The 20684-nt window shown below is 71.1% G+C and carries 15 protein-coding genes; 12 read left to right on the forward strand and 3 right to left on the reverse strand.

Going from position 1 to position 20684, the window contains the following annotated elements:
* Nucleotides 1–125 precede the first annotated feature (125 nt).
* The 3 genes from glgX to treZ are packed head-to-tail and all read left to right on the forward strand — an operon-like array spanning nucleotide 126 to nucleotide 6232.
* A complete protein-coding gene (gene glgX / locus ACZ3I4_RS13210; protein WP_465382131.1) occupies nucleotides 126–2237 on the forward strand; it encodes a glycogen debranching protein GlgX in 2112 nt (703 codons plus the stop codon).
* On the forward strand, nucleotides 2238–4508 hold the full coding sequence (gene treY / locus ACZ3I4_RS13215; RefSeq protein WP_465382132.1) for a malto-oligosyltrehalose synthase: 2271 nt from the start codon (nucleotides 2238–2240) through the stop codon (nucleotides 4506–4508).
* Complete coding sequence (treZ, locus tag ACZ3I4_RS13220) at nucleotides 4505–6232, forward strand: malto-oligosyltrehalose trehalohydrolase (RefSeq protein WP_465382133.1); 1728 nt, start codon at nucleotides 4505–4507, stop codon at nucleotides 6230–6232. Before treY ends, treZ begins: the two co-directional genes overlap by 4 nt.
* A gap of 173 nt (nucleotides 6233–6405) precedes the next feature.
* Here the strand turns inward: treZ and ACZ3I4_RS13225 are convergent, their stop codons facing one another.
* Nucleotides 6406–7101, reverse strand: coding sequence for a hypothetical protein (locus ACZ3I4_RS13225; protein WP_465382134.1), 696 nt, complete (start codon nucleotides 7099–7101; stop codon nucleotides 6406–6408).
* 116 nt (nucleotides 7102–7217) lie between these two features.
* Between ACZ3I4_RS13225 and ACZ3I4_RS13230 the strand changes: the two genes are divergently transcribed.
* The 4 genes from ACZ3I4_RS13230 to ACZ3I4_RS13245 all read left to right on the forward strand — a co-directional run bounded on the left by ACZ3I4_RS13230 (nucleotide 7218) and on the right by ACZ3I4_RS13245 (nucleotide 12550).
* Nucleotides 7218–8348, forward strand: a complete 1131-nt coding sequence (locus tag ACZ3I4_RS13230) for a transporter substrate-binding domain-containing protein (RefSeq protein WP_465382135.1) — start codon at nucleotides 7218–7220, stop codon at nucleotides 8346–8348.
* Nucleotides 8345–9367, forward strand: a complete 1023-nt coding sequence (locus ACZ3I4_RS13235; RefSeq protein ID WP_465382136.1) for a hypothetical protein — start codon at nucleotides 8345–8347, stop codon at nucleotides 9365–9367. The genes ACZ3I4_RS13230 and ACZ3I4_RS13235 overlap by 4 nt, the downstream gene beginning before the upstream one ends.
* Nucleotides 9368–9437: 70 nt before the next feature.
* Nucleotides 9438–10160 (forward strand): PP2C family protein-serine/threonine phosphatase, encoded by a 723-nt coding sequence (locus ACZ3I4_RS13240; RefSeq protein WP_465382137.1) that lies wholly within the window; start codon nucleotides 9438–9440, stop codon nucleotides 10158–10160.
* Between the two features lie 80 nt (nucleotides 10161–10240).
* Complete coding sequence (locus ACZ3I4_RS13245; RefSeq protein WP_465382138.1) at nucleotides 10241–12550, forward strand: putative bifunctional diguanylate cyclase/phosphodiesterase; 2310 nt, start codon at nucleotides 10241–10243, stop codon at nucleotides 12548–12550.
* Here the strand turns inward: ACZ3I4_RS13245 and ACZ3I4_RS13250 are convergent.
* On the reverse strand, nucleotides 12527–12937 hold the full coding sequence (locus ACZ3I4_RS13250) for a hypothetical protein (RefSeq protein WP_465382139.1): 411 nt from the start codon (nucleotides 12935–12937) through the stop codon (nucleotides 12527–12529). The genes ACZ3I4_RS13245 and ACZ3I4_RS13250 overlap by 24 nt on opposite strands.
* Nucleotides 12934–15567, reverse strand: coding sequence for an ATP-dependent RNA helicase (locus tag ACZ3I4_RS13255; protein ID WP_465382426.1), 2634 nt, complete (start codon nucleotides 15565–15567; stop codon nucleotides 12934–12936). The genes ACZ3I4_RS13250 and ACZ3I4_RS13255 overlap by 4 nt, the downstream gene beginning before the upstream one ends.
* Nucleotides 15568–15768: 201 nt before the next feature.
* On the opposite strand from ACZ3I4_RS13255, the gene uraD reads away from it, so the two are divergent.
* The 5 genes from uraD (at nucleotide 15769) to ACZ3I4_RS13280 (ending at nucleotide 20642) form a co-directional block, all read left to right on the forward strand.
* On the forward strand, nucleotides 15769–16275 hold the full coding sequence (gene uraD / locus ACZ3I4_RS13260; RefSeq protein ID WP_465382140.1) for a 2-oxo-4-hydroxy-4-carboxy-5-ureidoimidazoline decarboxylase: 507 nt from the start codon (nucleotides 15769–15771) through the stop codon (nucleotides 16273–16275).
* On the forward strand, nucleotides 16265–16627 hold the full coding sequence (gene uraH / locus ACZ3I4_RS13265; protein ID WP_465382141.1) for a hydroxyisourate hydrolase: 363 nt from the start codon (nucleotides 16265–16267) through the stop codon (nucleotides 16625–16627). Before uraD ends, uraH begins: the two co-directional genes overlap by 11 nt.
* A 6-nt stretch (nucleotides 16628–16633) precedes the next feature.
* A complete protein-coding gene (gene pucL, locus ACZ3I4_RS13270) occupies nucleotides 16634–17494 on the forward strand; it encodes a factor-independent urate hydroxylase (RefSeq protein WP_465382142.1) in 861 nt (286 codons plus the stop codon).
* Nucleotides 17491–18852: an 8-oxoguanine deaminase gene (locus ACZ3I4_RS13275; RefSeq protein ID WP_465382143.1), complete on the forward strand. Its 1362-nt coding sequence runs from the start codon at nucleotides 17491–17493 to the stop codon at nucleotides 18850–18852. The genes pucL and ACZ3I4_RS13275 overlap by 4 nt, the downstream gene beginning before the upstream one ends.
* Before the next feature lie 395 nt (nucleotides 18853–19247).
* Nucleotides 19248–20642 carry a DUF1996 domain-containing protein gene (locus ACZ3I4_RS13280; RefSeq protein WP_465382144.1) on the forward strand — a complete coding sequence of 465 codons (1395 nt, stop codon included), beginning with the start codon at nucleotides 19248–19250 and terminating at the stop codon, nucleotides 20640–20642.
* Nucleotides 20643–20684: the final 42 nt, after the last annotated feature.

Raw genomic sequence — 20684 nt, forward strand, 5'->3', positions numbered from 1 at the left:
GTGAGAATGACCGACAACACGATCGCGCAGGGTTACATCCGCGTCCGGTGGGGCATCACGCTCCCGCCGCGGTGGAGTAGCTGTGCGGTCGCAGCAGACCGTCGGTCGAGGGGTAGGAGCACGAAATGCAGGTTTGGCCTGGTCACCGGTACCCGTTGGGTGCCACGTACGACGGCACGGGCACGAACTTCGCGATCTTCTCTGAGGGGGCCGAGGCGGTCGAGCTGTGCCTGTTCGATCCGTCCGGCAACGAGCGCAAGGTTCAGCTGCACGAGCAGGACGCGTTCGTCTGGCACGCCTACCTCCCCGGAGTCGAGCCGGGTCAGCGCTACGGCTACCGCATGTACGGGCCCTACGACCCGTCCCGCGGCCTGCGCTACAACCCGCACAAACTGCTGCTCGACCCGTACGCGAGGGCCGTCGACGCCGACATCAAATGGCATCCGGCGATGTACGCGTACGACATGGAAAGCCCCGACCGGATGAGCGATCTCGACTCGGCGCCGTACATGGCCAAGGGCGTGGTCGTGAACCCGTACTTCGACTGGGGCAACGACCGCCGGCCGGACATTCCGTACCACCACTCGGTGATCTACGAGACCCACGTCAAGGGCCTGACCGAGCGTCACCCCGAGGTGCCCAAGGACATGCGGGGCAGCTACTCGGCGATCGGCCACCCGGCGATCATCGAGCACCTCAAGAGCCTGGGCGTGACCGCGGTCGAGCTCATGCCGGTGCACCAGTTCGTGCACGACAACCGGCTGGACGACCTGGGCCTGCGCAACTACTGGGGTTACAACACGCTCGGCTTCTTCGCGCCCTACCACGGCTACTCGTCGACGGGCACGCTCGGCCAGCAGACCCAGGAGTTCCGGGGCATGGTCAAGGCCCTGCACAAGGCGGGGATGGAAGTGATCCTCGACGTCGTCTACAACCACACCGCCGAGGGCAACCATCTCGGGCCGACGATGAGCCTCAAGGGCATCGACAACCGGACGTACTACCGGCTGGTCGACGATCAACCGCAGTTCTACATGGACTACACCGGCACGGGTAACAGCCTCAACGTGCGTAGTCCGCAGAGCCTGCAGCTGATCATGGATTCGCTGCGCTACTGGGTCACCGAGATGCACGTCGACGGCTTCCGGTTCGACCTGGCCTCGACGCTGGCCCGCGAGTTCTACGACGTCGACCGGCTGTCCACGTTCTTCGAGGTCGTGCAGCAGGACCCGGTGGTCGGGCAGGTCAAGCTGATCGCCGAGCCGTGGGACGTCGGCCCCGGCGGTTACCAGGTGGGCAACTTCCCGCCCAACTGGACCGAATGGAACGGCAAGTACCGCGACACCGTACGGGACTTCTGGCGCGGCGAGCCGGCCACGCTGGCCGAGTTCGCGTCCCGGATCACCGGGTCGGCCGACCTCTACCAGGACGACGGCCGCAAGCCGTTCCACTCGATCAACTTCGTGACCGCGCACGACGGGTTCACGCTCAACGACCTGGTCTCGTACAACGACAAGCACAACGAGGCCAACGGCGAGGAGAACCGGGACGGCGAGAGCCACAACCGGTCGTGGAATTGCGGCATCGAGGGTCCGGCGGACGACCCCCAGGTGCTCGAGCTGCGGGCCAAGCAGCGGCGCAACTTCCTGGCCACGCTGATGCTTTCGCAGGGCGTGCCGATGATCTCGCACGGCGACGAGCTCGGCCGCAGCCAGCAGGGCAACAACAACGCGTACTGCCAGGACAACGAGCTGGCCTGGATCGACTGGGGTGACGCCGACGAGCGCCTGCTCGAGTTCACCCGCAAGCTGACCGCGTTCCGGCACCGCCACCAGGTGTTCCAGCGGCGGCGGTTCTTCACCGGCCTGCCGGTCACCGCGCGCGGCGGCGGCGACCCGCTGCCCGACCTCGAATGGTTCACCCCCGACGGCCGGCAGATGGCCGGCGACGACTGGGGCAACGACTTCGGCCGGGCGGTCGCGCTGTTCGTCAACGGCGAGGGCATCCGCGAGCGCGGCCAGTACGGCCAGCGGCACGTCGACAGCTCGTTCCTGTTGTTCTTCAACGCCCACGATGCCCCGATCGAGTTCGCCACTCCACCGGCTGAATACGGCGAAAAGTGGGAAAAGGTCATCGAGACGGCGGAGCCGTCCGCCGATCGCCCGTCGGTCGTCGAGGCCGGTAACAAGATCTGGGTGCCCGACAGGTCGCTCATCGTGCTGGACAGGACGGTCTGAATGCCACCCTCTGGAACCTATCGAGTCCAGGTCCGCCCCGATTTCGGGCTGAAGGCCACCGCCGAGCTGGCCGACTACCTGGCCGACCTCGGGGTGAGCCACCTCTACACGGCGCCGCTGCTCACGGCGACTCCCGGGTCCGAGCACGGGTACGACGTGGTCGACCACTCGTCGGTCAATCCGGCGCTCGGGGGCGCTGACGGTCTGCGCGACCTGTCCGCGGCGCTCAAGAACGCGGGCCTCGGCCTGGTCGTCGACATCGTCCCGAACCACGCCGGGGTGGCCGTCCCGCACGCCAACCCCACGTGGTGGGACGTCCTGCGCCGCGGCCAGGAATCCGAGTTCGCCGACTTCTACGACATCGACTGGTCCCGGGGCCGGCTGCTTATCCCGACCCTGGCCGACGACCCGGCCGCGCTCGACGACCTGCGCATCGAGGACGGGGAGCTGCGCTACTTCGACAAGCGCTTCCCGATCGCCGACGGCACCGGCGAGGGCACGCCGCGCGAGGTGCACGACCGCCAGCACTACGAGCTGGCCAACTGGACCCGCGGCGACAGCGAGCTCAACTACCGGCGCTTCTTCGCGATCGTCGACCTGGCCGGCCTGCGCGTCGAGGACCCGAAGGTGTTCGACGCCACGCACGCCGAGATCCTGCGCTGGGTCAACGAGGGCATGGTGCAGGGACTCCGGGTCGACCACCCGGACGGGCTGCGCGACCCGGGGGCGTATTTCGACCGGTTGCGCGCGGCCGCGCCCGAGGCCTGGATCGTGATCGAGAAGATCCTCGAGCCGGGCGAGGAGATGCCGGACTGGCCGGTCGCCGGCACCACCGGCTACGACGCGCTGGCCGAGGTCGGCGGCGTCTTCGTCGACCTCAGCACCGAGCCGTTCTTCGACACCCTGCAGCACTACCTGACCGGCGGCGAGACGTCGTGGCAGGACCTGGTGCACAAGACCAAGTACAACGCGGCGACCAAGCTGCTCGCGGCCGAGCTGGCCCGGATGGCCCGGCTCGCGCCCGAGATCGAGGACGTCTCTCGCGCGCTGGCCGAACTGGCCGCCTGCTTCCCGGTCTACCGCTCTTACCTTCCGTACGGCTCGCGTCACCTTGCTCGCGCCCGGTCCGAGGCCGGTCGCCGGCGCCCGCAGCTGATCCCCGCGCTCGACCAGATCACTTCCCGGCTGCGCCATCCCGACGACGAGCTGGCCGCCCGCTTCCAGCAGTACACCGGCGCGGTGATGGCCAAGGGCGTCGAGGACACGGCGTTCTACCGCTGGACCAGGTTCACCGCCCGCAACGAGGTCGGCAACGACCCGACCGACTTCGGTGTCGCCCCGGACGACTTCCACGACGCCAACGAGGAGCGCCGCCGCGCCTGGCCCGACTCGATGACCTCGTTGTCGACCCACGACACCAAGCGCAGCGAGGACGTACGGGCCCGGCTGGCGGTGCTGTCCGAGGTGCCCGGCGACTGGACCGAGGTGGTACGCCGCTGGGTGCGTGTCGCCCGGCTGCCCGACCCGGCCCTCGCGCACCTGGTGTGGCAGGCGGCGGTGGGCGCCTGGCCGATCGAGCGGGAGAGGCTTCAGGCGTACGCGCTCAAGGCGGCCAAGGAAGCGGCCAGCGCGACCAGCTGGACGCAGCCCGACGAGCAGTTCGAGTCGGCCCTGCGCGCCATGGTCGACAAGATCTACGACGACCCGGCCCTGCACCGCGAGGTGTCCGACTTCGCCGCGTCGATCACGCCGCCCGGCTGGATCAACTCGCTCGGCCAGAAGGTCGTTCAGCTGACCATGCCCGGCATCCCCGACGTCTACCAGGGCACCGAGCTCTGGGACTTCTCGCTGGTCGACCCGGACAACCGCCGCCCGGTCGACTTCGCCGCCCGCCGCGAGCTGCTGACCCGCATGGACGACGGCTGGCTGCCGCCGGTCGACGAGACCGGCGCGGCCAAGCTGCTGGTCACCAGCCGCGCCCTGCGCCTGCGCCGGCAGCGCCCCGAACTGTTCGCCGGCTACCGGCCGGTCTACGCCGAGGGCCGCGTGGGCGAGCACCTGCTCGGCTTCGACCGCGGCGGCGCCGTGACGATCGCCACCCGGCTGCCGGTCGGATTGTCACGCCACGGCGGCTGGGGCGACACCGAGGTGTCACTTGACGGCCACAGCTGGACGGAAGTGTTCACGAATACCAGCTATGGCGGGAACCGCCTCCCGGTGGCCGAGCTTCTGCGTACCTATCCCGTCGCTCTCCTGGTGAAAGAGAAATGACGCTTTTTGAGGTGTGGGCCCCGGAGAAGACCGTTCAGCTCTCCGTAGCCGGAAAGGTCCGGGACATGGAGCGCGGCGCGGACGGGTGGTGGCGCCTAGACGTGCCCTCCGCCGGTGCGGGCGCCGACTACGCCTATGTGCTGGAAGGCGCGGAACGGCCCGATCCCCGCTCGGCCTGGCAGCCGCAGGGCGTGCACGGCCCCAGCCGCGTCTACGACCACAGCGCGTACGCGTGGAACGATCAGGCGTGGACCGGTCGTCAGCTGCCCGGCTCGGTGCTTTACGAGATGCACGTCGGCACGTTCACCCCCGAGGGCACGTTCGACTCCGCCATCGAGCGGCTCGACCACCTCGTGGAGCTGGGCGTCGACCTGGTCGAGCTGCTGCCGGTCAACTCGTTCAACGGCGAATACAACTGGGGCTACGACGGCGTGTGCTGGTTCGCGCCGCACGAGGCGTACGGGGGCCCGGACGGTCTCAAGCGCTTCGTCGACGCCGCCCACGCCAAGGGCCTCGGCGTGGTGCTCGACGTGGTCTACAACCACTTCGGGCCGTCGGGCGCGTACGCCCCGATGTTCGCCCCCTATCTGAGCGAGGCCGGCGCCAACCCGTGGGGCTCCTCGGTCAACCTCGACGGGTCCGGCGCCGACGAGGTGCGCCGCTACATCATCGACAGCGTCCTGATGTGGCTGCGCGACTACCACATCGACGGCCTGCGGCTCGACGCCGTGCACGCGCTGGCCGACCACTCGGCGATCCACCTGCTCGAGCAGATGGCGGTCGAGGTCGAATCGCTCTCCGCGCACGTGGGACGGCCGCTGTCGCTGATCGCCGAGTCCGACCTCAACGACCCGCGGCTCATCACGCCGCGCGAGGCCGGCGGCTACGGGCTGAACGCGCAGTGGGACGACGACATCCACCACGTGCTGCACGCGCTGCTGACCGGCGAACGGCAGGGCTACTACGGCGACTTCGGCTCCCTGGAATCCCTCGAAACCGTGCTGACCGGTGCTTTCTACCACGCCGGCACATATTCGAGCTTCCGCGGGCGGCGCCACGGACGTCCGGTCGACCGGGCCCGTACGCCCGGACACCGCTTCGTGGCCTTCCTGCAGGACCACGACCAGATCGGCAACCGCGCGATCGGCGACCGGATCTCGGCCACGCTCTCGCCCGGCATGCTCAAGGTCGGCGCCACGCTGCTGCTGACCTCCCCGTTCACGCCGATGCTGTTCATGGGCGAGGAGTGGGCGGCCAGCAGCCCCTGGCAGTTCTTCACCAGCCACCCCGAGCCCGATCTGGCGGCCGCCGTGCAGAACGGCCGGCGCCGCGAGTTCGCCGCGCACGGCTGGGCCGAGGCCGAGGTGCCCGACCCGCAGGACCCGGAGACGTTCCGGCGCTCCAAGCTCGACTGGGACGAGGTCGGCAAGCCCGGCCACGCCGAGATCCTCGACCTCTACAAGCGGCTGATCGCCCTGCGCCGCGCCCGCCCCGAACTGACCGACCCGTGGCTCGACAAGGTCGAGGTCTGGCACGGCGACCAGCACCTGGTGATGCGCCGGGGCCACACCGCCGTGGCGGTCAACCTCGCGCCCGTGGCCCAGACGGTCTCCCTGCGCGACGTGCCGTCCAAGGTCCTGCTGGCCACGGCCGAGGGCGTCATGCTGCAGCGCGACCGGGTCGAGCTGCCCCCGGAGACCGCCGTCGTGGTGGCCTACCGCTGACGCGGACGTTGTTCGTGGCCTACCTCTGACCCTGTGGACAACTTCCGGCCGGCCCGTGCTCCCCTGTGGACAACACGGCCCGGCCGGCTTGACAAGCGATAGCCTCTCCCCACATCTCCCCGGGTGGGTGGGGGTTAGGGATGGCCGTACAGCAGATTTGCGCCTTATGTGCGCTAACTGTGGGATGTGGTTCTTTCGACAGCTTTGGGGGCCGGGGCGGCCGGGCGCACTCCGCGCCAGCGTTGGCTGAGCGGGTAGGCCAGGGCCCGCGCGCTGTGGATCGTGCCGGTCGGGTGCAGGTCGGGCGCGGTGTTGCGGATCGGGTCGAAGGCGAGCTCGGCGTCCGTACGGGCCGGAAGAGCGTGACCGAAGTCGACCTGGCCGAAGGGGCGGTCGTCGGCCAGCAGGGTGATCCGTCCGCGGGCGATTCCGTTGAGGTCGTCGCCGAGCGGGACGTCGGGGCGGGCAGCCAGATAGACCTTGCGGCCGGTGCCGGTGCGGTAGGCCACGATCGAGCCGTACAGAGTGTCGAACGAGCGGCGTGGCACGGGCAGATGCCGCGTGCGCCGGCCTTGTCCGCAAGTCGACAGCAGCAGGTCGAAGGCGCGCCCGGCGCCGTGCACGCGGACGCTCAGACCGAGCACGTCGAGGCGGCCGGGCTTCGTGCCGACGCCCTTCGAGATCCGCACCGTGACCTCGTGCCGGGCCGGGCGGTCGAGCAGCCCGGCGCCGGTGTGAACGCCCCAGACCTCCAGCTCCCCGGCGAACGAGCGGCCGTCCGGGTGCAGGAAACGACGGTGACGGGAGCGGACGACCCGGACGCCCACGGCGGTCACGAGCGCGGCTCCGGCGATGGTGGACAGCCTCATGACGCCTCGCGTACCCCGCGGGGGCCGGGTGAATCAGTCACCGTACGGGGTTCCCGGGAAGCCTGCCCGTGACATTCATACGGCACTATTGGGCCGCCATGACTGGGGGTGGAGCGATGTCCGACATGGGTTCCGGGCGCAACGGCACGTCGAGCCGGTTCGCCTGGCCGTTGCGGCGGCGCACGCCCGCGGGGCCGGAAGGCACGGCCGAGGACATCGCGGTGCAGGACGTCGCCGAGCGCGAGGCGGCCGACCGCCGGTTGCCCCCACCCGAGCCCGAACCACTGGTCGACCCGCCGCCCCGGTTCAACCTGGCGATGTTCCGGCTGGCCGCGCTCGGGCTGGCCCTGGTGCTGACGCTCGGCCTGGCCCTGGTGCGGGTCTTCGGCAGCGGGCCGCCGTCGGTCGCCGAGTTGCGCGCGCAGTCGGGCGTGGACACCTGGAACGTGCTGCCGATCGGGGTCAAGGACGATCAGCCCGGTACGGCGTTCCGCGACGAGAACGGTTTCTGGAAGGGCTTCGACATCGACATCGCGTACATGATCGCCGAGGACCTGGGTTTCCGCCGGGACGACGTGCGGTTCTACGGGATGGAGAGCGAGGACCGCGCCCGCATGCAGGCTGTCGACCTCAAGGGCAACCGGGTGCCGGTCAAGCTCGTCATCGCCAGCTTCAGCATCACCGCGGAGCGCGAGGCGCGTAAGGACGTGACCTTCTCGGAGCCGTACCTGTTCACCGAGCAGTCCCTGATCACACTGCACGGGAAACACAAGCCCATCTCGACGTTGCGCGACCTGAAAGGCGAGACCGTCTGTTCGCTCTCCGCGGCGACCAGCGTGACGGCGCCGGAGAAAGCGCAAGCGATCGTGACGAGCCGCAATCGGATCAGCGAGTGCTTCGAAGACCTGCGCAACGGGGATGTCGACGCGGTTTCCACCGACGCCGCCATCCTGGCCGGGTACAAGGCGAAATATCCCAAGGAGTTCGACCACTGGGACCTGGGGCTCGACCCGACGGAGGCGTACGGGGTCAATGTCGGTGAGAACGAGGCGCTCAAGAAACTGGTCGACCTGACGCTGTACCGCTCGTACTACGACCCCTCCGACGATCGCTGGGAGGAGGCGTACCAAGAAAATCTGCAGTCCGAGACGAAGGCGAACGGCAAAACGCCGATCGCCATCGCGACGCAGCCGCGCCCCGTCCGGCCGGACATCCGCGAGCTGCCGTGGGAGGACGTGTTCAAGTGAGCGACGTCTTCACCAAGGGCGGCTCGATCGTCCCGCGCCGGCGCCGGGCCCAGCTCAATTGGCTGCTGACCGTGCTGCCGGCGTTCCCGCTGGTGCTGCTCGTGCTGCGATTGTGGTATCTGAGCCGCCAGGACCTGCCCACGATGCTGCTGCTGGTGCAGTACATCTCCCCGCTCGGCATGATCAGCGCCCTGTTCATCACGCTGATCTGGACCATCCCCGCGGTCATCCTCGTGCTCCGGCTGCTCGGCGGCATCCTGCTGGTCAGCACCCCGAACGACGCCGGCCGCTCGTTGCTCGCGGTCACCGCCCTGCGGATGCCCGACTGGGTGGTGCTGCTGGCGGCGATGCTGGCCGCCTTCACCTGGCAGCTGCGGCTGCTGCCCACGCTGGCCATGCTCGTCGTCGCGCTCCTCGGGCTCACCGCGGCGCAGCGGTTCCGCGGCGAACGCCGGCTGATGGTGTGGATCACGCTGGGCGTCCCGATCCTGGTCGGCGCGATCGTGCTGATCTTCGTGTGGCCGGGCATCACCGAGGCGCTGGACACCGGCGAGACCTCGACCGCGGTGCTGCTGGGCGTGCCGCCGCTGCTCGGGCCGCTGCTCACCGGGCCGGTGCCGCCCTGGTCGGCCCGGCTGGCCACGCACTGGCCCGCGGTCGGTGCGGCCCTGGTGGCGCCGCTGGTGATCGGCGTGGTCTTCCTGCGCGCGCCCGTGCTGCCGGACAGCGCCATCGAGGTCGGGCCGCCCCAAGGCCGGATCGAAATCGTACGGGGGCAGTTGATCAGCGTGGATGACACGTCGACCACTGTGTTGCAGGGCGGCGGCCAGGTAACGTTCGTTCCCAACGACCAAGTCCGTTCCAAGACCCTCTGCCCCGAGCCCGTACGCCCGCCGGAGAGCGCAGTCGAGGTCCGTGGCTGGCCCCTGTCGGAGTCGGCGCTGTCGTGGATAGCGCCGACACGCCGTGTGACGGAGGTCGATCCCCGGTGCCTCGGCCGTCCCCTGAAGCCCAGGTGACATCGTTTTCCGGCGACGCGCCGCCGACCGCGTGCAGACAGGGTTGCGATGATCTGGGAAGCTGCACGCCATGACCTTGCACCTGCGGTGGGCCGCCGGCACTGATCAAGGACATGTCCGGAGCAACAACGAGGACTGTTACTTCGCCGGTGACCACCTCCTCGTCGTAGCCGACGGCATGGGTGGGATGGCCGCCGGAGACCTTGCCAGCCGCATCGCCATCGAGGCGATGACGCCGCTCGAAGCCCCGATCGAAAACGATCAGCAGATGGACGCGCTGCACAAAGCGCTCGAGGTGGCCAACGGGCGCATCGCCGCGCAGGTTGAGGCCGACAACTCCCTGCAGGGCATGGGCACCACGCTGACCGCGGTCGTCTTCTCGGGCACCCGCGCGGCCATGGCGCACGTCGGCGACTCCCGGGCCTACCTTCTGCGCGAGGGCCGGCTCAACCAGCTGACCAAGGACGACACGTACGTCCAGATGCTCGTCGACCAGGGTCTGATCCGCCCGGACGAGGCCGCCGGCCACCCGCGGCGCTCGGTCGTCACGCGCGTGCTGCAGGGCGAGCCGGTCAGCCCGGCGTACGTGATCGTCGAACCGGAGCCGGGCGACCGCTGGATGCTGTGCAGTGACGGTCTCACCGCCGTGGTCTCCAACGAGACCATCGAGCACGAGATGCTGGCCGCCGAGGACCCGAAGTCGTGCTGTGAGCGGCTGATCGACCTGGCGCTGCGTGGCGGCGGCCCCGACAACGTGACGGTGATTGTCGCCGATCTGACTCCGGTGGACTGAGCACTCTTCGTCCCGCCCGCCGCTGCGGTAGGTTACCGGAGCCGCGACCAGGGGGCCCGCGGCTCGTATGGGTGGTGATGATGACGGCGCGACTCCTTGTCACGCTGGCGATCGTCCTCGGGGTGACCGCGCTCGGTGAGTTGACCGGGCCGCAGGAGTGGCGGATCTTCTCCGACGCCGCGCAACTGGTGGTGGGGGCGACGGCGGCGTCGATCTGCTTCGCGGCGGCGCGGAGCCGCACCGGGCTGCAGCGCCGCTGGCGGATCATCGTCGGGGCCGGGCTGGCCGGCTGGGCGCTGAACCGGCTCTGGTGGGTCATCCAGGACATCGTCGTGCCCGACCGGACCGTCACGATGGTGTCCGACGTCGGGTTCTTCGTGCTGCCCGCGGCGCTGATGGCCGGGCTGCTCATTGCCCCGTACACGCGCCCGCGGTCCGTGCCCACCTCGGCCCGCCGCGACCAGATCGCCCTGATGATCGACAGCGTGCTGATCGCGGGCTCGCTGCTCGCGCTGGCCTGGTCGGCGATCCCGCGCGACTGGTTCCACTGGGACGCCCAGCCCACCTCGATGATCGTCACGGCGGCCGCCTACCCGATCGCCGACCTGGTGCTGGCCACGATGGTCGTCCTCCTGCTGCTCACCCGGCCCGACTCGCGCGCCGCCCGCAAACCGCTGGCTCTGGCCGGCGCGGCGATCGTCGCGTTCGGCATCACCGACACCCTCCGGCTGGTGCACCTGGCCGAGGGCCCGTTGCCGCCGTGGCAGGCGGCCGGTCACCTGCTCGGGCCCGCGCTGCTGGCGGTGGCCGCGCTCAGCTCACCGTCGCCCCGGGTCCGGCCGGCCGACAGCGGCGAGCGCGAGTGGCTGCATCTCTTGCTCCCGTACGTTCCGGTCACCGCGACCGGCGTCATGATCGCGATCAACAGCGGGGCCGGCAAGCCGCTCTCGCCGTTCGAGGCGTACCTCGGCTGGCTCGGTCTGGGCCTGGTCGTGGCCCGGCAGATGTTCACGATCGTCGACAACACCGTGCTGCTGGACCGCGTGTCAGAGGGGCAGCAGCGGCTGCACCATCAGGCTTACCACGACCCGCTGACCGGCCTGGCCAACCGGGCGCTGTTCACGGAGCGGCTCACCGGCGCGCTCGGCGCACGCCCGGTGGCGGTGCTCTTCGCCGACCTCGACGACTTCAAGCTCATCAACGACAGCTTCGGCCACGGGGCGGGCGACCGGGTGCTGCGCGCCATCGCCGAACGGCTGCAGCGCTGCGTCTCGCCCGACGATTTGGTGGCGCGGCTCGGCGGCGACGAGTTCGCGGTGCTGCTCGACCACAACGCGGCCGACGCGGAACCGGCCGGGCACCGCATCCTGAGCGCGCTGCGCGAGCCGTTCGTGATCGACGGCCACACCATGGGGGTGGGCGCGAGCATCGGCCTGGTGGTCACCGAGCCCGGAGAGCCGATGACCGCGGACGCGCTGCTGCGCCGGGCCGACGCCGCGATGTATTCGAGCAAGCGCCGCGGCAAGGGCTCGATGGCGCGCTACGCCGGCACCCCCGACGGCGGGCCGAACGCCGACCTGCCGCACCTGCTGGCCGAGGCACTGGGCTCCGGGCAGCCCGCGGCGGCCGGTTTCCAGGTCTTCTACCAGCCCATCGTCCGCCTCACCGACGGCGTCACGGTGGCGGTCGAGGCCCTGGCCCGGTGGACCTCGCCGGTGGCCGGCCCGGTGCACCCCGACGTGTTCGTCTCGGTCGCCGAGCGTACGGGCCTGGTCGCGGCCATCGACGACTTCGTGCTCGACCAGGCCTGCGTCGACGCGGCCGCCCTGGGCCGGCTCTGCGGCCGGCCGATCGACATGCACGTCAACGTCTCGGCGGCCCGGCTGAGCCAGTCCGGCCTCGAGGAATCGGTGGCGGGCGCCCTGTCCCGCAGCGGCCTGCCCCCGTCCCGCCTGGTCCTCGAGATCACCGAGACCCGCCGCATTCAGGACATGCCCGCCGCGGCCGCGATGGTCGAACGCCTCCGGTCGCACGGGGTGCGGATCGCCCTGGACGACTTCGGAAGCGGCTTCAACGCGCTGGCCCAGCTCCATTCGCTGCCGGTCGACATCGTCAAACTCGACGCCACCCTGACCGACCTCGACACCGCGCCGGCCCGGGCCGAAGCCCTGTGCCGGTCGGTGCTGGCCATCTGCACCGACCTGAACATCGTGGTCGTGGCCGAGGGCATCGAAACCCCGGCCCGGGCGCACGCCCTGGCCACGGTCGGATGCCCCTTGGGCCAGGGCTACCTGTTCGGCCAGCCGGGCCCGGTGCACCGCTGGCCGGCCGCCCCGGCGATCCCGAACCAGCCCACGTTCCCCTCCTCAGCGGCCCACCTGGCCTCCTGATCGGCGGGCGTCGGTCACGTATCGGGTGGTGACGCCGAAGGTGGCGTCTCTGATCTCGACGTAGGCCAGCTGGGGAAGGCGTTCCGCGAGCCGGGCGTGCAGATGGCGGGCCACCAGTTCGAACGTCGGGCGGAAGTCGAACACCTCGGTCCACGGGCGGCCGGTCAGGTCGGCGCAGCATTGCTCGAGCTCGGCGGCGGCCGAGTCGGTGTCGAAGAACCAGCCGCGCGCGGTCAGCTGCTCGTCGTCGAAGGCGACCCCGGCCCGGACGATCACTTCGACGCCCTCGCCGGGGGCCAGCAGCGATCGGGCCTGCCGGGCGCGCACCGGGGAGGGCAGGCCCTGCACCGCGCGGAACCGGTGCTCGACCTCGACCAGGTAGCTCATCGGGCCCTCGGCTTCGTGCGGCGGGTGGGCTCGGCGGTGGTCGGGTCCTCCGGCCACGGATGTCGCGGGTAGCGGCCGCGCAGCTCGGACCGCACCTGCGGATAGCCCTGCTGCCAGAAGGAGGCCAGATCCCGGGTGACGGCCACCGGCCGGCCCGCGGGGGAGAGCAGATGCAGCAGGACGGGGACGCGGCCGTCGGCCAGGCGGGGTGCGTCACGCCAGCCGAACGCCTCCTGCACCTTGACCGCCAGCACCGGGGCCGTGGCATCGGCGTAGTCGACCCGAACCCGCGACCCGCTGGGCACCGGCAGGCGTTCGGGCGCCACGTCGTCGAGGCGGCCCGCGACCGTCCACGGCAGCAGGCGGCGCAGACCCGAGGCGACATCCACCCGGGCCAGGTCGGCACGGCGGCGCGCGGAGCCGAGCTCGAGCCAGTCGCCGGCCCGGGCCAGCAGGGCCTCGTCGGACACGTCGGGCCACGGCTCGCCCAGGGCCGCGTGGGCGAACGCCAGCCGCTCCCGCAGCTCGGTCGCACCGCGGGACCACGTCAGCAGGCCCAGCCCCTCGCGCTGCAGACCATTTAGCAGCGCGGCGCGCACCAGCCCGGGATCCGGGTCGCTGATTCGCCGCTCCACCAACGTGATCGCGCCCAGCCGCCGCACCGTCCGGGCCACCACGTCGCCGCCCGCCCAGCCGATCTCGGTGGCGTCGACCAGCAGCGTCCCGGCCGCCTCGATCGCGGTTGCCTCGTCGAGCGGCACCGCGGCCCGGACCCGCGCCGTGCGAGCCCCCGCGGCCCGATCCGCCGACGCGATGGCCAGCCACTCCACCCCGGCCAGCCCACTGCCCGACGCCAACTCGGCCGCAGTGCCACCGGCCATCAGATAAGACCGGCCACCAGCTTCCCGTACGCGCGCCACCCGCTCCGGATACGCCAGCCCCACGACCAGCCCGGCCGCCAGATCGTCAGGCAGCCCGCCGCTCTTCCCAGCCGCACGGCCGCCCGCCGCTTGGCTGCCTGCCGCACGGCTGCCTGCCGCTGGGCCGCCTGCTGCTGGGCCGCCCCTGCCCGTGGCTTTAGCATCCGCACCGCCCGGTTCGGAATCGGCCTCGGGGGTGTCGAGGGCGGCTGCGGCGTCGGTTGTGTCGGAGGTCGTCTCGTCGGCCGGGTTGCGGTGCAGGGCCGCGGTCAGGCGGCCCACCTCGGTGCGCCAGGCGGGATCCCTGTTGCCGCGGGCCCGGCGCCAGGCGCTCGTCAGGTCGTCGGTGACCGAGCGGTCGTCGTCGAGCAGCGCGACGATCTCGGCCGCCCGGCGGGCGCCGACCAGCGGGGCGCCGTCGAGCAGGGCCCGGCTCAGGCGTGGGTGCAGACCCGCGTCGGCCAGGGCCCGGCCTCGGCTGGTCACCCGGCCCGAGTCGTCGACCGCGCCCAGGTCGCGCAGGGTGGCGACGGCTGACTGCAGGGCGCCGGGCGGGGGCTGGTCGGGCAGGGCCAGGCCGCTGCCGTCGGGGTGGCCCCACAGCGCCAGGTCGAGCGCGAACCCGGTCAGGTCGGCGGCGGCGATCTCGGGCTCGGGCTGGGCCGGCAGGCGGTCGTGCTGGGCCTGCGACCAGCATCGATAGACCCGGCCGGGCGCCTCACGCCCGGCCCGGCCGGCTCGCTGCACGGCGGCGGCCCGCGACACCGGAACCGTGGCCAGGGCACCCAGACCGCGAGCGTGATCCATGCGGGGGACCCGGCTGAGACCGGCGTCGACCACCGCGCGGACGCCGGGGACCGTCAGGCTGCTCTCGGCCACCGCCGTCGCCAGCACCACCCGGCGTCGCGAGCCCGCGCGGAGTGCCGCATCCTGCACCGCGCCGGGCTGGCGGCCGTGCAGCGCGATCACCTCGGCTGCCACCCCGCCGAGCCGGCCGGCCACGGCGTCGATCTCGCGGGCGCCGGGCAGGAAGACCAGAACGTCGCCCTCGCCCTCGGCCAGCGCGCGGCGGGTCGTGGCGCCCACGTGGTCGAGCAGACGCGGGTCGACGCGAAGGCCCAGCGGCGGCGTGATCGGGCCGGACGGGGGCGTCCAGAACTCCTCGACCGGGAAAACGCGGGCCGACGCCCTGATCACCGGCGCCGCGCCCAGCACCTCGGCGAGCCGGCCCGCGTCGGCCGTGGCCGAGGTCGCGAGCAGGCCCAGGTCGGGACGCAGAGCGGCGCGCACCTCGATCAGGAAGGCCAGGGCCAGGTCGGTGTCGAGATGCCGCTCGTGACACTCGTCGAGAATCACGACCGCCGTGCCGGCCAGCTCGGGGTCGCGTTGAAGACGGCGCACGAGAACGCCGGTCGTCACGACCTCGACCCGGGTGGCCCGGGAGACCTGGCGATCGCCGCGAACCGTGTAGCCCACCCGGCCGCCGGGTTTCTCGCCGAGCAGCGCGGCCATGCGGCGGGCGGCGGCCCGGGCGGCCAGGCGGCGCGGCTCGGCCACCACGACCCGGCCGGGCAGCGCCAGCGGCACGAGCGTCGTCTTGCCGGTGCCGGGCGGCGCCACCAGGACCGCCGAGCCGTCGCCGGACAGCGCCTCGCGCACCCGCGGGAGCACCGGGCGGATCGGAAGGTCGGGCAGGGCGTCGTCGGCGATGAGCACGGGACCATCCTGGCCCATGGGTCCGACAGTTCCCGCGTTGTCCACAGGCCGAGGGTTATCCACAGCCCCCGGAAAACTGTCGGCCCGGCATGGCAGGGTGTGCGGCACGAAGCAACCGGTGTGTTAATTCGTCGCCGAACGAGTGCACCGGCCCGTGATGGCCTGATTGACTGATCGACACAGGAAGGGGTCACGATGGACGCGGTCGAGGTGTTCAACTCGCTGCCCGACGCCCGCCTCGAGGAGGACCTCCTGGCCTGCCTCGCCGCTCCCGCCTGGGGCGCCGCCGTCATCGCCGGACGCCCTTATCCCAGCCGGCCCGGCCTGCTCGCCGCCGCTGATGCCGCCGCTCGGGCCCTGAGCTGGGACGACGTGCTCGCCGGCCTCTCCGCCCACCCGCGAATAGGCGAACGTGCGGGCGGCGAGTCCAAGGAAGCCTCCTGGTCCCGGCATGAGCAGTCGGCTGCCGCCCAGAGCGCCGATGAGCTCACCAAGACGGCGCTGATCGAGGCCAATCGGGCGTACGAGGAGAAGTTCGGTCATGTGTTTCTGATCTTCGCCAGCGGCCGCACGCAGGAGGAGATCCTCGCCGCCGCCCGCGAGAGGCTGACCAACGACGAGGCCGCCGAGCGTGTGATCGTCGCCGACCAGCTGCGCCGGATAGCGCTGCTGCGACTGGAGCGGGTGCTCGATGCCCTCTGACGACGGCACGTCGCCCGAGTTCCACGCGAAGATCTCGACGCACATCCTCGACACGGTCAGCGGCGAGCCGGCCCGAGATGTTTATGTCCGGTTGGAGCGACGCGACGCGCCGGGGTGGGGGACGATCGCCGAGGGGCGCACGGACGACGACGGACGGCTGCGCTATCGGGTCCCGGTCAACGACTGGCAGGCGGGCGGCTATCGCCTGTTCTTCTACATCGAGCCCTATCTGGGCGCCGACTGCTTCTTTCCCGAGATCACGATCGCCTTCCACGTCCGCGACCCCGAGCGGCATTATCACGTGCCGCTGCTGCTCAGCCGCTACGGATACACGACCTATCGAGGGAGCTGACCACGCGTGGCGATCGTGCTCGGAGAAAACCGCTACGGCAAGGCCGAAACGCGGCTGGTCCGCGTCACCCGCGACGGCGAGACGCACACGCTGGCCGATCTCAACGTCAGCATCGCCCTCTCCGGCGACCTGGCCGCGACCCACCTGACCGGCGACAACTCGGGCGTGCTGCCCACCGACACCATGAAGAACACGGTGTACGCGTTCGCCAAGGAGCACGGGGTCGGCCAGCCTGAGGAGTTCGCGCTGCGCCTGGGCCGGCATTTCGTCGAGACCCAGACGCAGATCCGTGCGGCCCGCGTCGGCATCGAGTCGTTCGCCTGGGAAAGGCTGGGCCCGCATTCGTTCAAACGGCAGGGCGACCACACGCGTACGGCGGAGGTCACCGTCACGGTCGAGCAGACGCAGGTGGTCAGCGGCGTCTCGGGAATGGTGCTGCTCAACTCGGCCAACTCGGAGTTCCACGGCTTCCCGCGCGACAAATACACGACCCTGCCCGAGACCACCGACCGCATCCTGGCCACGGCGGTCGACGCCCGCTGGCGGCACCTGCACGACGACACCGACTGGGCCAAGTCGTACGAGGGCGCGGTCGAGGCTCTGACCAACGCGTTCGTGGCCACGCACAGCCGCTCGCTGCAGCAGACGCTGTTCGAGATGGGCCGTCAGGTGCTCAGCGATCAGGCCGAGATCGCCGAGATCCGGCTGGCGCTGCCCAACAGGCACCACTACGTCGTCGACCTGTCGCCGTTCGAGCTGACCAACGACAACGAGGTCTTCATCGCCGGCGACCGGCCGTACGGGTTGATCGAGGGCACCGTGACCCGCGACGACGTGCCGCCGGCCATCACGGAGTGGTACCCGTGATCGTCATCGAGAACGTCGCCGTGGCCACGGTCGACGACTCCGACACGTACCACGCCGACGGTCATGTGGTGGTCGGCGACGACGGCCGCATCGCCGCGGTGGGGGCGGGCCTCGCGCCCACCGGGGAGCGGCCGGGCGAGGTCCGGCGCGTCGACGGTGAGGGCTGCCTGGTCACGCCCGGCCTGATCAACACGCACCACCACCTCTACCAGTGGGCGACCCGGGGCCTGGCCGTCGACGACACGCTGTTCGGCTGGCTCACCACGCTCTATCCGATCTGGGGCCGGCTCGACGCCGAGGTCGTCGGGGCGGCGGCGGGCGCCGGGCTGGGCTGGCTGGCCCTGTCCGGCTGCACGACGTCGATGGACCATCACTACGTCTTCCCGCGCGACGGCGGCGACGTGCTCGAGGCCGAGATCGAGGCGGCGCGGCGGATCGGCTTGCGGTTTCATCCGACGCGCGGCTCGATGGACCTCGGGCGCTCGGACGGCGGTCTGCCGCCCGACAACATCGTCGAGGGCACCGACGAGGCGCTGGCGGCCACCGAGAAGGCGATCGACCGCTGGCACGACCCGTCACCCGGTTCGATGCTGCGGATCGCGGTGGCGCCGTGCTCGCCGTTCTCGGTCACCGAGCGGCTGATGAGCGAAGCCGCCGCCCTGGCCCGGCGCAAGGGCGTCCGGCTGCACACGCACCTGGCCGAGACCGACGACGAGGAGGACTTCTGCGGCGAGCGGTTCGGCTGCACCCCGGTCGAATACGCCGAGCGGCTGGGCTGGCTCGGCGACGACGTGTGGCTGGCCCACGGTGTGCACCTCGACGATGCGGCGATCGCCAAGCTGGGCGCCACCGGCACGGGCGTGGCGCACTGCCCGAGCTCGAACGCGCGGCTCGGGGCGGGCGCGGCCCGGGTCCGCGAGCTGCTCGACCACCGGGTGCCGGTCGGTCTCGGGGTCGACGGTTCCGCCTCGCAGGAAGCGGCCCACCTCGGCGAGGAACTGCGGCAGGCGCTCTACACGGCGCGGATCCGGGGCGGCCCGGCGGCCATGAACGCCCGGCAGGCGTTGCGGCTGGGCACGATGGGCGGCGCCCGATGCCTGGGCCGGCAGGACGAACTGGGCTCGCTCGAGACGGGCAAGCTGGCCGACATCGTCATGTGGCGGCTCGACGGCCTCGGGCACGCCGGCATCGACGACCGGCTGGCCGCGCTGGTGCTCGGCCCGGCGGCCCCGGTCGAGCTGGCGCTGGTCGGCGGACGGCCGGTCGTGGAGCGGGCCCACCTCGTGAACGCGGATGCGGATACGCTGGCCCGCGAAGCCGTCCGCGCCCACCGGCGCCTACTCGACGGCGAGCGCTGACACCGCGCGCCCTCCCCGCCTGCCCGACGGCGCCCCGCTGCGCACCGGCGCCGCTCGACGGCGAGCGCTGACCCGGCGTACGGGAAGCGGTTGTCACGTTCTGTGGTGGCGCGAACTCGGGAAGCATTTAAGGAAGACTTAAGTCGGAACTCGCGGAAAAATGTTATTGCGAATCGAAATCGCGGCGACCTGGGACGCTTCGAAAGGCAATTCCTAAGTCTTTCTCCACGTGTTGAAACAACTCTCTGACCTCTGCATACTCGCTTTCGAAACGACCCGAGCAATGGCAGAGACGAGAGAGCAAGACAATGCGGATTGACCCCCAACACGTCGCCCCGCCCAATCCCCGCACCCGTCGTCGCGTCACCCGCGTTGCCCTCGGCGCGGCTGTGGCTGTGGCGGTCGGGGGCAGCGGTGTCTACATCGCTACCGCGAATGCCGCCGAGACCGTCGTCCCCGGGCGGGTGCAGGCCGAGGCCTTCTCGGCCCAGTCCGGCGCGAAGACCGAGAACACCGGTGACCAGGACGGCGGCAAGAACGTCGGCTGGCTCGCGAACGGCGACTGGCTGCGCTACGACAACGTGACCGTCGGCAGCACGATCACGGCCCGGATCGCCTCCGACAACTCCGCGGGCGGCTCGATCGAGATGCGGCTCGGCTCGCCCACCGGCACGCTGCTCACCACGATTCCGGTGACGCGGACCGGCGGCTGGCAGACGTGGGTCACCAAGACCGCGACCGTGAAGGCGCCGGCCGGCCCGCAGAACGTCGTCGCCGTCCTCAAGAGCACGCAGACGTCCGACTTCGTGAACATCAACTGGTTCACGCTGAGCGAAGCGGCCACCCCGGCCACGCCGCCCACGACGACGCCGACGACCGCTCCGACCGGTACGCCCAGCACGGCCGCGCCGACGACGAGCGCTCCCGCGACGGGGGCCGGCTGGGTCGCCATGGACCAGGCCAAGTGGCAGGCCCAGGTGGCCGAGTTCAACGCGATGACGCCCAAGCCGATCAACGGCAACCCCGTACGGGTGCCGGAATTCAACGCCTCCTGCACCGTCAGCCACGGGCTGGCCGACGACCCGATCGTGCTGCCGGGCCTGCCGGGCGGCTCGCACATGCACTCGTTCCTCGGCAACGACTCGACCGACGCCTTCTCGACGGCCGACACCCTGCTCAAGAACGCCGGTTCCAGCTGCAAGCCGCTCGAGGACCGTTCGGCGTACTGGATCCCGACGCTCTACGAGAACGGCAAGGCGATCGAGCCGCACGGCGTGACCGTCTACTACGGCTCCCGGCTGCCCGACCCGAGCAAGACCATGCCGTTCCCGCAGGGCTTCCGCATGATCGTGGGCGACGCCAAGAAGCAGGTCGCGACGCCGAAAGGCGCCCCGGGCCAGTTCTGGTGCGCCGGCGCCGGCGGCGAGCAGGGCCGCAGCGCCGACGGCAACTGGCCGGTCTGCGCCAAGACCGCCGAGCTCACCTTCCAGTTGACCTTCCCCGACTGCTGGGACGGTGTGCACCTGGACAGCCCGGACCACAAGTCGCACGTCGGCCCGGCCGACGGGCAGGGCAAGTGCAGCGGCAAGTTCCCGGTGGCGATCCCGTCGCTCTCCTTCGTGATCGGCTACCCGACGTCGGGAACGAGCGCCGGCTTCAAGCTGAGCTCGGGCAACGCCAGCTCGATGCACGGCGACGCGTTCTTCGCCTGGGACAACGCGGCCCTCGGCCACCGGGTCAAGGACTGCCTCGTGCAGAAGGCCAAGTGCGACACCTTCGGCAACCACTGAGGTAGCCGGAGTGCCGGTGCGGGCGCGCGCCCACCGTCCCCA

It is taken from the genome of Actinoplanes sp. NPDC021490 (genome assembly GCF_055562135.1).

What these genes read in the sequence shown, in the direction of transcription:
- glgX (WP_465382131.1), top strand. Translation starts at nt 126, where the DNA reads ATGCAGGTTTGGCCTGGTCACCGGTACCCGTTGGGTGCCACGTACGAC.
- treY (WP_465382132.1), top strand. Translation starts at nt 2,238, where the DNA reads ATGCCACCCTCTGGAACCTATCGAGTCCAGGTCCGCCCCGATTTCGGG.
- treZ (WP_465382133.1), top strand. Translation starts at nt 4,505, where the DNA reads ATGACGCTTTTTGAGGTGTGGGCCCCGGAGAAGACCGTTCAGCTCTCC.
- ACZ3I4_RS13225 (WP_465382134.1), bottom strand. Translation starts at nt 7,101, where the DNA reads ATGAGGCTGTCCACCATCGCCGGAGCCGCGCTCGTGACCGCCGTGGGC.
- ACZ3I4_RS13230 (WP_465382135.1), top strand. Translation starts at nt 7,218, where the DNA reads ATGTCCGACATGGGTTCCGGGCGCAACGGCACGTCGAGCCGGTTCGCC.
- ACZ3I4_RS13240 (WP_465382137.1), top strand. Translation starts at nt 9,438, where the DNA reads ATGACCTTGCACCTGCGGTGGGCCGCCGGCACTGATCAAGGACATGTC.
- ACZ3I4_RS13245 (WP_465382138.1), top strand. Translation starts at nt 10,241, where the DNA reads ATGACGGCGCGACTCCTTGTCACGCTGGCGATCGTCCTCGGGGTGACC.
- ACZ3I4_RS13250 (WP_465382139.1), bottom strand. Translation starts at nt 12,937, where the DNA reads ATGAGCTACCTGGTCGAGGTCGAGCACCGGTTCCGCGCGGTGCAGGGC.
- uraD (WP_465382140.1), top strand. Translation starts at nt 15,769, where the DNA reads ATGGACGCGGTCGAGGTGTTCAACTCGCTGCCCGACGCCCGCCTCGAG.
- uraH (WP_465382141.1), top strand. Translation starts at nt 16,265, where the DNA reads ATGCCCTCTGACGACGGCACGTCGCCCGAGTTCCACGCGAAGATCTCG.